Annotated in this window: 15 protein-coding genes; 9 read left to right on the forward strand and 6 right to left on the reverse strand. The window is 67.4% G+C overall.

The window, feature by feature from the left end; translation table 11 throughout:
• Positions 1–478 precede the first annotated feature (478 nt).
• Positions 479–2,425 (reverse strand): chromosomal replication initiator protein DnaA, encoded by a 1,947-nt coding sequence (gene dnaA / locus ACGFQC_RS11230; RefSeq protein ID WP_363092296.1) that lies wholly within the window; start codon positions 2,423–2,425, stop codon positions 479–481.
• Between the two features lie 378 nt (positions 2,426–2,803).
• Between dnaA and rpmH the strand changes: the two genes are divergently transcribed.
• From rpmH to ACGFQC_RS11275, 9 genes are all read left to right on the forward strand, one after another.
• A complete protein-coding gene (gene rpmH / locus ACGFQC_RS11235) occupies positions 2,804–2,941 on the forward strand; it encodes a 50S ribosomal protein L34 (RefSeq protein ID WP_018846094.1) in 138 nt (45 codons plus the stop codon).
• Positions 2,942–2,962: 21 nt separating this feature from the next.
• Positions 2,963–3,334 (forward strand): ribonuclease P protein component, encoded by a 372-nt coding sequence (gene rnpA / locus ACGFQC_RS11240; RefSeq protein WP_363092297.1) that lies wholly within the window; start codon positions 2,963–2,965, stop codon positions 3,332–3,334.
• A complete protein-coding gene (gene yidD / locus ACGFQC_RS11245; RefSeq protein WP_363092298.1) occupies positions 3,331–3,684 on the forward strand; it encodes a membrane protein insertion efficiency factor YidD in 354 nt (117 codons plus the stop codon). The genes rnpA and yidD overlap by 4 nt, the downstream gene beginning before the upstream one ends.
• Positions 3,685–3,687: 3 nt before the next feature.
• Positions 3,688–4,947, forward strand: a complete 1,260-nt coding sequence (gene yidC, locus ACGFQC_RS11250; protein ID WP_363092299.1) for a membrane protein insertase YidC — start codon at positions 3,688–3,690, stop codon at positions 4,945–4,947.
• 15 nt (positions 4,948–4,962) lie between these two features.
• Positions 4,963–5,475, forward strand: a complete 513-nt coding sequence (locus tag ACGFQC_RS11255) for a R3H domain-containing nucleic acid-binding protein (RefSeq protein ID WP_363092300.1) — start codon at positions 4,963–4,965, stop codon at positions 5,473–5,475.
• 118 nt (positions 5,476–5,593) lie between these two features.
• The gene (gene rsmG / locus ACGFQC_RS11260; protein WP_363092301.1) at positions 5,594–6,310 is read left to right on the forward strand and encodes a 16S rRNA (guanine(527)-N(7))-methyltransferase RsmG; all 717 of its coding nucleotides are present in this window, start codon (positions 5,594–5,596) and stop codon (positions 6,308–6,310) included.
• A 265-nt stretch (positions 6,311–6,575) separates the two neighbouring features.
• Entirely contained in the window at positions 6,576–7,646 is a 1,071-nt protein-coding gene (locus tag ACGFQC_RS11265) for a ParA family protein (protein ID WP_363092364.1), read from the forward strand.
• Positions 7,643–8,749 carry a ParB/RepB/Spo0J family partition protein gene (locus tag ACGFQC_RS11270; protein ID WP_363092302.1) on the forward strand — a complete coding sequence of 369 codons (1,107 nt, stop codon included), beginning with the start codon at positions 7,643–7,645 and terminating at the stop codon, positions 8,747–8,749. The genes ACGFQC_RS11265 and ACGFQC_RS11270 overlap by 4 nt, the downstream gene beginning before the upstream one ends.
• Before the next feature lie 325 nt (positions 8,750–9,074).
• Positions 9,075–9,692, forward strand: a complete 618-nt coding sequence (locus ACGFQC_RS11275; RefSeq protein ID WP_363092303.1) for a GNAT family N-acetyltransferase — start codon at positions 9,075–9,077, stop codon at positions 9,690–9,692.
• 144 nt (positions 9,693–9,836) lie between these two features.
• On the opposite strand, the gene trxA is transcribed toward ACGFQC_RS11275, so the two are convergent.
• From trxA to ACGFQC_RS11300, 5 genes are all read right to left on the reverse strand, one after another.
• Positions 9,837–10,166 carry a thioredoxin gene (gene trxA / locus ACGFQC_RS11280; RefSeq protein WP_363092304.1) on the reverse strand — a complete coding sequence of 110 codons (330 nt, stop codon included), beginning with the start codon at positions 10,164–10,166 and terminating at the stop codon, positions 9,837–9,839.
• A 40-nt stretch (positions 10,167–10,206) separates the two neighbouring features.
• Positions 10,207–11,175 carry a thioredoxin-disulfide reductase gene (gene trxB, locus ACGFQC_RS11285; protein ID WP_363092305.1) on the reverse strand — a complete coding sequence of 323 codons (969 nt, stop codon included), beginning with the start codon at positions 11,173–11,175 and terminating at the stop codon, positions 10,207–10,209.
• Positions 11,176–11,342: 167 nt separating this feature from the next.
• Complete coding sequence (locus ACGFQC_RS11290; protein ID WP_363092306.1) at positions 11,343–11,759, reverse strand: hypothetical protein; 417 nt, start codon at positions 11,757–11,759, stop codon at positions 11,343–11,345.
• Positions 11,760–12,241: 482 nt separating this feature from the next.
• On the reverse strand, positions 12,242–12,967 hold the full coding sequence (gene sigM, locus ACGFQC_RS11295) for an RNA polymerase sigma factor SigM (protein ID WP_363092307.1): 726 nt from the start codon (positions 12,965–12,967) through the stop codon (positions 12,242–12,244).
• 27 nt (positions 12,968–12,994) lie between these two features.
• The gene (locus tag ACGFQC_RS11300; protein WP_363092308.1) at positions 12,995–14,710 is read right to left on the reverse strand and encodes a protein kinase family protein; all 1,716 of its coding nucleotides are present in this window, start codon (positions 14,708–14,710) and stop codon (positions 12,995–12,997) included.
• Positions 14,711–14,816: the final 106 nt, after the last annotated feature.

Consider the following 14,816-nt stretch of genomic DNA (forward strand, 5'->3'; position numbering starts at 1 on the left):
CCCCAGGACCGTCCCCAGCTTTACCCGGCTTTCCCACAGCCCAATCCGGCACCTCCGTGTGACGCCTTTCACTCGGACCGGTGAGGAGGTGCGTCGGATTGCCGAACAGTGGACAGCCATGTGGAGAAGCCGCTGATCGCTGGGGACAACCAGCCCGACCCTGTGGGTTGCCAGTGGACAACTCCGTGCACAGCCTGTGGATCGTCCCGCTGTCCACAAGCTGTGGAAAACTTTTTTCCACCGATCCACAGCCAGGTGACCTGCCTCGATTCTCTTTCACCCAGGCCGCCTGTGGACAGAATCTGGACAACTTGGCAGTCCCCAGGGTGTGGACGCGAGAAAGTCACCGAATCTGTGGAGAGTGGCCGTAACCCGGCGAGTAATCGAACAGCGGATGACCGGGCGCCGACCCGCGGCACGTAGAAGGGCGTCCCGGGAACAGCTCCCGGGACGCCCTCGACAGGTCCGTGCGGCCCCGTCAGCCCGCCTTGATGCGGTTGGTCAGCTCGGTCACCTGGTTGTAGATGGAGCGCCGCTCGGCCATCAGGTTGCGGATCTTGCGGTCCGCGTGCATGACCGTCGTGTGGTCACGGCCGCCGAACAGGGCACCGATCTTCGGCAGCGAGAGGTCCGTCAGCTCGCGGCACAGGTACATGGCGATCTGCCGGGCCGTCACCAGCGCGCGGCCGCGGGAGGTGCCGCACAGGTCCTCGACCGTGAGCCCGAAGTAGTCGGCGGTCGCGCCCATGATGGCCGTCGAGGTGATCTCGGGCGCCGAGTCGTCACCACCGGGCATCAGGTCCTTCAGGACGATCTCGGTCAGGCCCAGGTCCACCGGCTGCCGGTTGAGCGACGCGAACGCCGTCACCCGGATCAGCGCACCCTCCAGCTCACGGATGTTGCGCGAGATGCGGGACGCGATGAACTCCAGCACCTCCGGCGGGGCGTTGAGCTGCTCCTGCACCGCCTTCTTGCGCAGGATCGCGATCCGCGTCTCCAGCTCGGGCGGCTGGACGTCGGTGATCAGACCCCACTCGAAACGGTTCCGCAGCCGGTCCTCCAGCGTCACCAGCTGCTTGGGCGGCCGGTCGGAGGACAGCACGATCTGCTTGTTGGCGTTGTGCAGCGTGTTGAAGGTGTGGAAGAACTCCTCCTGCGTCGACTCCTTGTCCGCCAGGAACTGGATGTCGTCGACGAGCAGGATGTCCATCTCGCGGTACCGCTTGCGGAAGCTGTCGCCCTTGCCGTCGCGGATGGAGTTGATGAACTCGTTGGTGAACTCCTCCGAGCTGACGTACCGCACCCGCGTGCCCGGATAGAGGCTGCGCGCGTAGTGCCCGATGGCGTGCAGCAGGTGCGTCTTGCCCAGGCCCGACTCCCCGTAGATGAACAGGGGGTTGTACGCCTTCGCGGGCGCCTCGGCGACGGCGACCGCGGCCGCGTGCGCGAAACGGTTCGAGGCGCCGATGACGAACGTGTCGAAGAGGTACTTCGGGTTCAGCCGGGCGGTCGGCTCGCCGGGCCCGCTCGCCGGCGCGGGCTTCGCGCCCAGCGGACCGGGTGCGCCGGACTGACCGTGACCGGCCGGGCCGCGGTGCGGATGACCGCCACCGGCCGAGGACTCCGGCATCTCCCGCCGGGTGGGGTCGCGCTGGTCGTACTCGGGGCGCGACTGCTGGTACTCGGAACGCTTCTGGTCGTAGGGCGAGCGGTCGTAGGACGGCCGCTCCATGGCCTGCGGCCGGTAGTCCTGGGAGGGCGGGCCGTAGGAGTCCTGGTCCTGCGGTTTGTACGCGTCCTGGGACGGCGGGCCGTACGCGTCCTGCCCGGAGCCGCCGTAGGAGTTCTGGGAGGGCGACGCGTAAGGGTCGCGCTCGGGGAAACCGAGGCGCTGCTGCTGCCAGCCGTACTCGTCCTGCGCCGGCCGGGGCCAGGCGCCGGGTTCGGGCCGCTGGTACTCCGAGGGGTAGGCAGGCCGCGCGGTCGGCAGCTGGTCCTGGCGGGCACCCTGGTCGCCCCCACCCTGGGACTGATCGGCGCGGTGCCGGCCGTAGCCCTGGTACGGGTTGTCGCGCGGGCCGTCGTACTGGCCCGGCTGCTCTTCGGGTTCGTCGTAGCGCGACGGCGCCGACGGGGCGGAGGGTTCGCCCGCGGAGTCGTCGACGGTGATCGCGATCCGGATCGGCCGGCCGCACTCCCGGCTCAGCGTCTCGCTGACGATCGGGGCGAGACGGCCCTCCAGCACGCCCTTGGCGAATTCGTTCGGCACGGCGAGCAGGGCGGTGTCCGCGACCAGGGCGAGCGGCTGGCAGCGCCTGATCCAGTGCTCGTCCTTCACCTCGACACCCTGGCCGCGGCCCTCACCGAGGAGCTGCTCCAGTACGCGTGGCCACACTGCGGCAAGATCGGCAGGTACGTCAGCCACAGGGCACGCTCTCTCGTGGGTCCCACGTTCGTGTGATGGTGGGACGGTTGGGGATTCGCATCGGGTGGGATCAGGGACAAAGGAACGAATCGGAGTTCAGCCACGGTAGTCAGGCCGACGGCTACGGTTCAAGTTGTTGTCCCCAGCCTGTGGACAGTGTCCCCCGACGGGGGTCGGTTTGACCGGATGGCGTAGCCGCGCGTACCGTGACCAGGTCGAGTTGTCGATGGCTGCTGCCGCCTGCCTCCGATGGGCACAGATCACGTCAGGTGATCGGGAAGCGGTGCACTCGGGCGTTGACCGCGAGCTACCTCGTGGGCGCACGGTGACAGCCAGGACGGCACCCCGCCACCACCGATTGATTTCTGGAGCCCCCGAGTGAGCAAGCGCACCTTCCAGCCGAACAACCGTCGTCGCGCCAAGACCCACGGCTTCCGCCTGCGGATGCGCACCCGCGCCGGCCGCGCGATTCTCGCGAACCGCCGCAGCAAGGGTCGCGCCAACCTGTCCGCCTGAGCCTGATCAGGTCATGACGTCGTGCTGCCTACCGAGCATCGGCTGAGGCGGCGCGAGGACTTCGCGACCGCGGTACGACGGGGTCGTCGGGCAGGACGCCCGACCCTCGTCGTGCACCTTCGAAACGGTGCAACGGACCCGCACGCGCCTGGGGAGAGCGCTCCCCCGACGCGTGCGGGTTTCGTCGTGAGCAAGGCCGTGGGCGGAGCAGTCGTGCGCAACACGGTGAAGCGCAGACTGCGCCATCTGATGCGCGACCGAGTCACCCTCCTTCCCCCCGGTAGCCTGGTAGTCGTACGGGCGCTGCCCGGTGCGGGTGACGCCGACCACGCACAGCTGGCCCAAGACCTCGATGCCGCCCTTCAACGGCTACTAGGAGGGGGCGCGCGATGAAGTACCCGCTGCTGGCCTTGATCAAGCTCTACCAGTGGACGATCAGTCCGCTGCTCGGGCCGGTGTGCAAGTACTACCCGTCGTGCTCCCACTACGGCTATACGGCCATCGACCGACACGGTGCGATCAAGGGAACGGCCCTCACCGCCTGGCGCATCCTGCGATGCAATCCGTGGTCGCTCGGCGGCGTGGACCATGTCCCGCCGCGTAAGCGTCCGCGGTGGCACGAGATGCTGCGCAACACATGGCGCGCACGCAAGGGCGGGCCCTCCGCCGCCGAAACGGCCACCGGAGAGAATCCTTCTTCGAGCCCGGCCGCAGAGATCCCGTCCCATGCCCAAGGAGCATGATTAGTGGACACGATTGCCAGCCTCTTCAGTTTCATCACCACACCCGTCTCCTGGGTCATCGTCCAGTTCCACAAGGTGTACGGCGCCCTCTTCGGCGCTGACACCGGGTGGGCCTGGGGCCTGTCCATCGTGTCCCTGGTGATCCTCATCCGGATCTGCCTGATCCCGCTCTTCGTGAAGCAGATCAAGGCGACGCGGGCGATGCAGACTCTGCAGCCCGAGATGAAGAAGATCCAGGAGCGCTACAAGAACGACAAGCAGCGTCAGTCCGAAGAGATGATGAAGCTGTACAAGGAGACGGGCACCAACCCGCTCTCCTCGTGCCTTCCCATCCTGGCGCAGTCCCCGTTCTTCTTCGCGCTGTACCACGTGCTCAACAGCATCGCGAACAACGACACCGTCGGTGTCATCAACGAGAGCTTGCTGCAGAGCGCCCAGAAGGCACACATCTTCGGCGCCCCGCTGGCGGCGAAGTTCACTGACAGCTCCTCCGACGTCACGGCGCTCGATGCCTCGCTGGCCACCGTCCGCATCGTCACCGCGATCATGATCGTCCTGATGTCGGCCTCGCAGTTCTTCACGCAGCGCCAGCTGATGACGAAGAACGTCGACACCACGGTGAAGACGCCGTTCATGCAGCAGCAGAAGATGCTGATGTACGTCTTCCCCATCATGTTCGCCGTCTTCGGCATCAACTTCCCGGTCGGTGTCCTCGTCTACTGGCTGACCACCAACGTGTGGACCATGGGCCAGCAGATGTACGTCATCCGCAACAACCCGACCCCTGGCTCCAAGGCTCAGGGCGCCTACCTGGATCGCCTCTACAAGCAGGTCACGCACCACGGCAAGACGCGCAGCCGCGGCCAGAAGGCCATCGTCAAGGCGATCGTGGCCAAGGGCCGCGACCGCAACGACTACGAGCGCAAGTTCATCAACGGTCTGAACAAGGCGGGCTTCGCGGCCCAGCCCGACGGCACCGTCGCGAGGGGCGAGGCTCAGACCGTCACCCTCACCGAGGACGGCGACGTCACGACGGCCACGGCCCGGCGTCAGCAGCCCAAGCGACAGACCAAGTCCCAGCGCCAGTCCGGAGTCACCAAGCCGGCCGGTGAGCCCACCTCGCTGACCAAGTCCGACGAGCCGGAAGACGCCAAGCCCGCCGGTGCGCCCAAGCCGAAGACCGGCTCCGGTGGCCGCAGCAGGGCTCAGTCCGGGCAGCGCAAGGGCGGCCCGCAGCGCCCCAAGTCCCCGTCCAAGAAGTAAGAAGGAGCCCATCCCGTGACGGAAGGCACCACCTCCGCTGCCGCCGAGGGTGCAGACACCCTGACCCGCCTGGAGCAGGAGGGTGAGATCGCGGCGGACTACCTCGAGGGTCTGCTGGACATCGCCGACCTCGACGGCGACATCGACATGGATGTCGAGGCCGACCGCGCTTCGGTGTCGATCATCAGTGACACGGGCGGCCGAGACCTGTACAAGCTCGTCGGCCGGGACGGCGAGGTGCTGGAGGCACTGCAGGAGCTGACGCGTCTTGCCGTGCACCGCGAGACCGGCGACCGCAGCCGCCTGATGCTGGACATCGCCGGTTACCGGGCCAAGAAGCGCACCGAGCTCTCCGAGCTGGGCGCCAAGGCCGCGGCCGACGCGAAGAACAGCGGTGAGCCGGTCAAGTTGAACCCGATGACGCCCTTCGAGCGCAAGGTCGTCCACGACGCGGTCAAGGCAGCCGGTCTGCGCAGCGAGTCCGAGGGCGAGGAGCCGCAGCGCTTCGTCGTCGTACTGCCCAACTGATTCAGTACGCACGTATCACCGGCCCCGTCTGTCGCGCAGGCGGGGCCGGTCTTTGTCAGCCTGGTAGTTCTGGTGGTCGGCGCGGAACGCGTCGATGCGGTACGGAAGGACGGTCCCCGTGACGGAGGCAGCGGAGCTCCCCCCTGCGCCCGAGCAAGCACGCGAGGTATTCGGTGATCGCTTCGCGGATGCGGTCCGGTACGCCGAGCTCCTGGCGGAGGCAGGTGTACAGCGTGGGCTCATCGGCCCACGAGAAGTGCCCCGGTTGTGGGAGAGGCACATCCTGAACTGCGCGGTGCTCTCCGAGGCCGTACCCGAGGACGTGACGATCTGCGACGTCGGATCTGGTGCCGGCCTGCCCGGCATCCCCCTGGCCCTGGTCCGGGAGGATCTGAAGATCACCCTGTTGGAGCCGCTCCTGCGACGCACCAACTTCCTGACCGAGGTCGTCGAGCTCCTCGGCCTGGACCATGTGACCGTCGTGCGTGGCCGCGCCGAAGAGGTCATGGGCAAGCTGCCGCCGGTCCATGTCGTGACCGCCCGCGCCGTCGCTCCCTTGGATCGCCTGGCCGCCTGGGGCATCCCACTGCTGCGCCCCTACGGCGAGATGCTCGCGTTGAAGGGCGATACCGCCGAGGAGGAGCTGAAGAGCGCCGCCACCGCGCTGAGCAAGCTCGGCGCGGTGAGCACGTCGGTCCTTCACGTCGGGGAGGGAGTGGTCGATCCGCTCTCCACGGTCGTGCGGGTCGAAGTCGGGGAGAGCCCCGGTGGCGTGAGGTTCGCCGCGAAGCGTGCCAAGGCGGCTCGGACAGGTCGTACGCGTCGTCGTCGCTGATTCAGCCCGAAGAACAGTCGTACTCCACACAAGCTGCCCAACCTGCGCATGACGGAGTGTCGCGACAGTTCGGTCGCGGGCGCTGTGCATCGTGTTTCACGTGAAACCTCGCTCATTGCTGCACGGCATCATCAGCCGTGGACACGCTGCGGCCGAACCTCGCGATCGGAAGCCTCTCGGCTCACTCGCCAGTGGGGTGGAGTTGTCCACAGAGGTGGATTTCTCCACAGAAGACCAGACCTCACTGGTTCACGACCCCGAAGGCATGGGAGGCTCTGTGCATTGCGAGCCTGAAGTCGAGGAGAGTGAATCCTTGCGGTCCGACGCCAACATCGCGGGACCGATGACCGATCCGGTCCCCGGTCCCCGTACCGAGTCGATGGGGGAGGATGTTTCACGTGAAACACTGCCTCCCATGGACGACACTCCGATCGGTCGTGCTGCCCAACTGGCAGTAGAGGCTTTCGGACGAGCCGGCGAAGGCCTGCCGCGGCCCGAGCAGACCCGCATCATCGTGGTGGCCAATCAGAAGGGCGGGGTGGGCAAGACGACGACGACCGTCAACCTTGCTGCCTCGCTGGCCCTGCACGGTGGTCGTGTTCTGGTGATCGACCTCGACCCACAGGGCAATGCCTCCACCGCTCTTGGGATCGATCATCACGCCGAAGTCCCGTCCATCTACGACGTGCTGGTCGAGAGCCGCCCCTTGGCAGAAGTGGTCCAACCGGTCCCCGATGTTGAAGGCCTCTTCTGCGCTCCTGCCACAATCGATCTCGCTGGTGCGGAGATCGAACTCGTGTCACTGGTGGCACGTGAAAGCCGGCTCGAGCGGGCCATCCAGGCGTACGAGCAGCCGCTGGACTACGTCCTTATCGACTGCCCACCCTCGCTCGGCCTCCTGACGGTCAACGCGCTGGTCGCCGGCCAGGAGGTCCTCATCCCGATCCAGTGCGAGTACTACGCACTGGAAGGACTGGGTCAGCTGCTGCGCAACGTCGACCTGGTGCGAGGCCATCTCAACCCCACCCTCCATGTGTCGACCATCCTGCTCACCATGTACGACGGCCGGACGCGCCTCGCGTCGCAGGTCGCCGAGGAGGTGCGCACCCACTTCGGCGACGAGGTGCTGCGGACGAGCATTCCCCGCTCGGTCCGTATCTCCGAAGCGCCGAGCTACGGCCAGACGGTACTGACCTACGATCCTGGGTCGAGTGGTGCCCTGTCCTACCTTGAAGCAGCTCGAGAGATCGCACTGAGGGGCGTCGGTGTCAGCTACGACGGTACGCACGCCCATATCGGTGCTCAGAACAATCCGACCATGGAGGGGATGCAGTGAGTGATCGACGGAGGGGGCTGGGCCGTGGTCTGGGCGCGCTGATCCCTGCTGCCCCGACGGAAAGGACACCGGCGCAGACCGCGGTGGGGGATGGAACCTCCACGTCCTCCGCCGGTGTCCCGGTCCTGACGACCGATCGTGGGGTGGCCGCGGCGAAGGTGGCCACGCTGCCGCCTGTTTCACGTGAAACCGAGGACTCCTCGGCGAACGGCGCAGCGGAGGTTCCGGCACCGCCCCTGGGTGCCCACTTTGCGGAACTCCCGCTCGACTTCATCACCCCGAATCCGCGCCAGCCGCGCGAGGTCTTCGACGAGGACGCACTTCAGGAGCTGATCACCTCCATCAAGGAGGTCGGTCTCCTCCAGCCGGTCGTCGTACGGCAGACCGGTCCTTCGCGCTATGAGCTGATCATGGGTGAGCGGCGCTGGCGGGCCTGCCGTGAGGCAGGCCTGGAAGCGATCCCCGCGATCGTCCGAGCCACTGACGACGAGAAGCTTCTTCTGGACGCGCTGCTGGAGAACCTCCACCGGGCTCAGCTGAACCCACTGGAGGAGGCTGCTGCGTACGACCAGTTGCTGAAGGACTTCAACTGCACCCATGACCAGCTGGCTGACCGGATCGGACGCTCACGTCCGCAGGTCTCCAACACGCTGCGGCTGCTGAAGCTCTCCCCAGCCGTCCAGCGCCGGGTGGCTGCCGGTGTGCTCTCGGCCGGCCACGCGCGGGCGCTGCTCTCCGTCGACGACTCGGAAGAGCAGGATCGGCTAGCCCACCGCATTGTGGCGGAGGGGCTGTCCGTGCGGGCGGTCGAAGAGATTGTGACCCTCATGGGGTCGCACCCCCAGGCCTCACAGCGGTCCAAGGGTCCCCGCGCCGGAGGCCGGGTGTCGCCGGCGCTGTCAGACCTGGCCACCCGGCTCTCGGACCGTTTCGAGACGCGGGTCAAGGTCGATCTGGGGCAGAAGAAGGGCAAGATCACCGTCGAGTTCGCCTCCATGGAAGACCTTGAGCGGATTCTCGGCAGTCTGGCTCCCGGCGAAGGACCCGTCCTTCAGAAGGGCCTAGTGGAGGGCGAGTCCGAGTCCGAGAAAACGGACGACTGAACCTTTCCCTGGCGAGGTCATCCCGTCCGCCGACTGCCAAGAGCGAGCCGTCTCCGTTGTGTATCGGAGCACGGCTCGCTCCTTGCTTTGACGCGGTGTCGAGAGAATCGCCTCGTGGATACGATGCGAGGAGGCATGGCACGACCACCTGATGACACCTTCGAGTGACAGGCGGAGCCATGCGAAGGATGAACTGGGCCGGACTGATGAGCACGGCCGTGGGTATCGGTGTGGTCGGTGGATTCGTCGGCGGCCTGCTCAGGTAACGGAGCGCTCTGACAGCCGCTCGCGGTGCCGCGGGCGAAGGAAGCGAGGATCAGCTCTCATGGGGCGTCGGCTCGTACCGCTCACGCTGGACAACCTTCAGGATCTCCCCCAGCGCTGCCGCTCGTGTGTCTTCTGGGAGCTGGACCCCGTCAGCGGCGAAGCAGCATCAAAGACGGGGACGACCGCGGTGGAGAAAGAGGCCTGGATCTCCGCCGTACTGCTCGACTGGGGCTCCTGCGGCCGGGTCGTTTACGTCGATGACGTCCCGGTGGGCTATGTGCTCTACGCTCCGCCCGCGTACGTTCCCCGCTCGACGGCGTTTCCCACGAGCCCTGTCTCCCCGGACGCGGTGCAGCTGATGACCGCGTTCATCGTGCCGGGCTATCAGGGGCAGGGGCTTGGTCGGGTGATGGTCCAGACGGTCGCCAAAGATCTGCTGCGCCGGGACTTCAAAGCGATCGAGGCGTTCGGCGACGCTCGCTGGAAGGACCCCGCCTGTCTTCTCCCGGCCGACCATCTGCTGGCGGTGGGTTTCAAGACGGTTCGGCCGCATCCTTCTCACCCGCGGCTGAGGCTGGAACTGCGCACCACCCTCTCCTGGAAGGAAGACGTGGAGATGGCGCTCGACCGGCTCCTGGGGGCCGTACAGAAGGAGCCGGTGCTACGACCGCTCTGATCGGCTCCCACTGACTTCTGGGACGGGCTGTGGGGACCGGTTCCGTGTGGTCGGCTCTCCGGACAAGCGAATGGGCCGACCTTTTCGGGTCGGCCCATTCGTGTTTCACGTGAAACATCCGCCGCGTGCGCGACGCTCAGAACGTCACTCGGCGATGAAGTCCTCGAGGTCGCGGACAAGCGCGGCCTTGGGCTTGGCGCCGACGATGGTCTTGGCGACCTCGCCGTTCTGGTACACGTTCAGAGTCGGGATGGACATCACGCCGTACTTGGCAGCCGTACCCGGGTTCTCGTCGATGTTGAGCTTGACGACCTCGATCTTGTCGCCGTACTCGGCCGCGATCGCCTCGAGGGACGGGGCGATCTGGCGGCACGGGCCGCACCAGGCAGCCCAGAAGTCCACCAGGACGGGCTTGTCGCTCTTGAGGACGTCCTGCTCGAAGGAGTCGTCGGTTACGTGCTTGAGGTCGGCCACGGCGGGCTCCTTTAAGTGATGTGTGTGGTGGGGCGGGAGGTCAGACGGCGGTCTTCTCGGGCTCGGCCTGCTCCTCGTCCGCAAGGGCGGCGAGGTAGCGCTCGGCGTCGAGGGCGGCGGAGCAGCCGGTGCCGGCCGCAGTGATCGCCTGACGGTAGGTGTGGTCGACGACGTCGCCCGCGCCGAAGACACCCGTCACGTTCGTCCGGGTGGACGGGGCGGCGACCTTCAGGTAGCCCTCCTCGTCCAGGTCGAGCTGGCCCTTGAAGAGTTCGGTGCGCGGGTCGTGGCCGATCGCGATGAACAGGCCCGTCACCGGCAGGTCGGAGAGTTCACCGGTCTTGAGGTTGCGCAGCTTGAGACCGGCCAGCTTCGGGTCGCCCTGGATCTCGGCGACCTCGCTGTCCCAGACGAATGTGATCTTCGGGTCGGCGAAGGCGCGCTCCTGCATCGCCTTGGAGGCGCGCAGGGTGTCACGGCGGTGGACGATCGTCACGGACTTGGCGAAGCGCGAGAGGAAGGTGGCCTCTTCCATGGCGGTGTCACCGCCGCCGATCACGGCGATGTCCTGGTCCTTGAAGAAGAAGCCGTCACACGTGGCACACCACGAGACGCCGCGGCCGGAAAGAGCGTCCTCGTTGGGCAGGCCGAGCTTGCGGTGCTGGGAGCCGGTGGTGACGATGACGGCCTTGGCCCGGTGGACGGTGCCGGCCGTGTCGGTCACGGTCTTGATCTCACCGGTGAGGTCGACGGAGACGACGTCGTCGGGGATCAGCTCGGCACCGAAGCGCTCGGCCTGGGCGCGCATGTTGTCCATGAGCTCGGGGCCCATGATGCCGTCCTGGAAGCCGGGGAAGTTCTCCACCTCGGTCGTGTTCATCAAGGCGCCGCCCGCGGTGACGGCCCCCTCGAACACCAGCGGCTTCAGCGAAGCGCGGGCGGTGTAGAGCGCCGCCGTGTAGCCGGCGGGCCCGGAGCCGATGATGATCACGTTTCGGACGTCGCTCACGGCTTGATTCCTCGTCTCTGGTCTGTGTCGATCGACCGGGGGAGCTTTTGGGAACTCTCACCCCACCCAACGGATCCTAAGGGGCGCGCATTCCCGGTGTGTCCGGGCACACCAAGGGGCCGACACCGTACGGGACACCACGCACGGCGAAGACGATGCCGGAGGCGTCAACGGCGAGTGTAGGAGTCCTTCAGGAGGATCTTCGCCGTGCCGGACGACGGTCGGCTGACGCAGGTCGCATCCATGAGGTACGCGGTGACCCGCGTGCTGTCGGAGCTGTGGGGGAGGACGACGAGGAGAGCTTCCCTCCCCTGGAACGTGCCCTTCTCGACGACCAGGGCCACGTCTTTTCGGTCCAGGCCCTTCTGGACACAGTCCGGCACCGTGGGCTGGTGGAGGACTCGGGGACTGCTGCTCTCGGGCTCGCCCTGCATACCCAGCGTCTGTGGACTGGAGGCGGGGGAGGCGGCGAGGAGATCGACGACCTGCTGCTCCAGACCGTTCTCCGAAAAGGTGTCCGCCACGGTGGCCCGCTGGCCGGGTGCCGAGGTGCCGGGTCCCTCGTCGCCGGTCAGTGACGACACCAGGACCGACCCGAGGCCCAGCGTGGTGACGGTGAATATGGTTCCCAGGACGGCGATCCTGCGGCGTCCGCCCCGACGGCGACTCTTCCGGCCGGGTCCGCCGGCAGCGGGAGGACGAGCATGCCCTGCGGGCCGCGACTGCACCGCCGATGTTTCACGTGAAACATGCGCAGCGGTGTCGCTCGGCTCGGGAACGGCAGCCCTCACCGTGTCCGGAGGTTCCGTAGTGGTGGCGCTGATCAACGCCTCGGCGGCGAGTGCGGCATCAATACGCCGGGCGACATCCTCCGGTACCCGCGCCGGTCCGGGCAGCCTCCCCAAGAGGCCTCTGATCTCCTCCAGCGACGCGTGGACATCCGCGCAGGGCACGCAGGTGGCGAGGTGCCGATGCACCTCCGCGCTACGGGAGGGAGTGAGCAACCCTTCGGTGAGCTCGGAGATCTCCGCTACGTCCGGGTGTCCGGCCGTGTCCGTCGTCGATGTCACGCTCGCCCACCTCCGCCCTTCACAGCAGCTGAATCGCCGGTTTCGGCGTCGTCCGGATCCTCGCCCCGGGGACCCGCTGCCGGTGGGACGGATGTCCCCTCCGCCCGGTTCCGTCCCCGACTGCTTTCCCGTACCTCGTCGGAACTCGCCGGTCGCAGATGGGTGAGCAGCGGCAGCAGTTTCGCTCTGCCGCGAGCGCAGCGGCTTTTCACCGTCCCCATGGGAATGTCGAGCATGCGTGCGGCCTCGGCGACGGGGTAGCCCTGCATGTCGACCAGGACGAGCGCCGCGCGCTGGTCGGGCGGCAGGGTGTCGAGGGCTTCGAGGAGCTGGCGGTGCAGGTCGTTGCGTTCGGCGGGTGCCGAGGCCGACTCGTGCGGCTCCAGCAACTGTTCCAGGCGCTCGGTGTCATCGACTGGGGAGGTTTTGCGGGAGGCCGCCTTGCGGGCTCGGTCCAGACAGGCGTTCACGGTGATCCGGTGCAGCCAGGTGGTGACGGCGGACTGGCCGCGGAAGGTGTGGGCGGCCCGGTAGGCGGACACGAGAGCGTCCTGAACCGCGTCAGCAGCCTCCTCGCGGTCTCCCAGCGTTCTCAGGGCCACGGCCCACAGGCGGTCGCGGTGACGCAGCACAAGCTCACCGAAGGCGTCGGGATCACCCTCCACGTGGCGGGCGAGGAGGTCCTGATCGCTGATTCCGTCGTAGTCGGCGCCTGCTGCCATCGGGCCCCCTCCCCTTTGGACGAGATCTCAGCCCGTGAACTTCACGTCCGTGATGGCCTGTTTGTAGCCGGAGCTACTGAAGCCATCGGTGGGGGCATACGGTACGGCCGTGATCCAGAGCAGTACGTACTGGGACTTCACCGCATTCGACGCCTTCACCGTCAGCGAGGTACCGCTGGCGTCGGCGGTGCCGATCTCCTTCATACCGTTGATACCCGTGGACGGGGTGAGCGAGTCCGTGGCGTAGAGCTTCACAGTCGTGTGATCACCCGCGTACCGGAGTCCTATCGATGCCGCGGAGACCTCCTGGGCCGAACCGAGGTCGTAGACGATGCCCACGCCGGGCTTGTAGGGAGCGAGGCTCGGGCCTTCGTCGTAGCGCTTGGTCCGCCAGTAGGTGGAGCTGTCGCCGTCGTAGGTGTTGGCGACGTCCTCCGGCGCCTGGGCGGAGCCGCTGGCGATGTACTCCTGTGAGCCCTGGATCTTGAGCTGCTGGACCGGCTTGGGTGCGGTGCTGTTGTTGTCGTCGGCGTCCGTGGTCTGCGTCTGGTTCGGGTCGTCGGTGTTGTTCTGGTCCATCAGGGCGTCCGCGAGCTGCCAGCTGCCAAGGCCGAGGGCCGCGATGAGCAGTGCGGAGACAGCCCACTTGAGCGCCTTGCCGGTACGGCTCTGCAACGGGGGAGGCGGGGCCTGTACCGGCTGGGTGGCGCCCGGGTGCGTCGAGGGGCGTCCGTAGCTGCCCTGCTGGTACGTCGTGCGCTGGTACTCGGGGGGTGCGGCGAAGGCGGGCTCCGGCGGGCGGATGCGGGGCATCTCACCGATGGCCTTGACCAGCTCCTCAGGAGTGGTGCAGGCGGACTCGTGCCGGGAGGCGGTCGCCCCGTCGTTGACGAGCGCGCGCATGGCCAGCTCCGACAGGCCGCGGTGGACACCGGCACGCACCTGGTCGGGAGGGATCAGCCCGATGTCCTTGGGCAGACCGGACAGTCCGTAGGCGTCGTTCTCGTACGGCCAGCGCTGGGTGAGCGCCGCGTACAGCAGGGCGCCGATCGCTTTGGTGTCGGTGCGCTGGGGGGTGTCGGAGCTGATGCCGCGCAGCGCCGCGTTCACGGCGAGGCCGCGGATGCGCCACTGGCCTGTGGAGGTGCGCAGCACGGCGTTGGGGTTCAACCGCAGGTGCGCGAGTCCTTCGCGGTGGGCCGCCGCCATGGCGGAGGCGATCTGACTCACCATCTGGTAGGCGTCGTGCGGCTCCAGCGGCCCGGAGGCGAGAAGAGTGGTCAGTTCGGTGGCGTCGGGCAGCCACTCGTGGACCACGTAGACGAGGTCGTTCTCCTCGACGGCGTCCAGGACCTGGACGAAGCGAGGGTCGCCGAGCAGGGCGGAGGACCGGGCCGCCGCCAGGACGGAACGGGCCCGTGGGTGAGCGGAGGGCAGCACATGGACGCCGACGGCACGGCGGAGTTTCTCGTCGACCGCACGCCAACTGCTGAAGCCGTCCAGACGGGTGACACAGTCCTCGAGCCGGTAGCGTCTGGCGAGCTTGTGGCCGCTGTGCAGTTCCGGCGCCGAGGCCTTTCCGGGACCCCTGGTCCCACCACTCCCCTGTGCCTCGTCGCTGTCCGTGTCCCGCTCCCGGTTCTTGGCCACACCGTCGGCCGTGGACTGGTCCGCCTGTGCGGTCAGCGGCTCGTCACCGCTGTTGTCTGCCACGTCGACGGCAGCCGTACTCGGTTCCGCCACCGTCGTTCCTGCCTCCCCATCCATGCGCGCCGTCCGACCCCGTGCGCGCCGTCCGACGCCGAAACCAATTGTGCCCACAGTCCGGCGCTATGCACGACACGCGGCG

The organism is Streptomyces sp. NPDC048734 (genome assembly GCF_043198675.1).
Lineage (GTDB): Bacteria > Actinomycetota > Actinomycetes > Streptomycetales > Streptomycetaceae > Streptomyces.

Coding starts and splice junctions, on each gene's coding strand:
- yidD (WP_363092298.1), top strand. CDS start 3,331: ATGAAGTACCCGCTGCTGGCCTTGATCAAGCTCTACCAGTGGACGATC.
- ACGFQC_RS11275 (WP_363092303.1), top strand. CDS start 9,075: ATGGGGCGTCGGCTCGTACCGCTCACGCTGGACAACCTTCAGGATCTC.
- ACGFQC_RS11265 (WP_363092364.1), top strand. CDS start 6,576: ATGGGAGGCTCTGTGCATTGCGAGCCTGAAGTCGAGGAGAGTGAATCC.
- sigM (WP_363092307.1), bottom strand. CDS start 12,967: ATGGCAGCAGGCGCCGACTACGACGGAATCAGCGATCAGGACCTCCTC.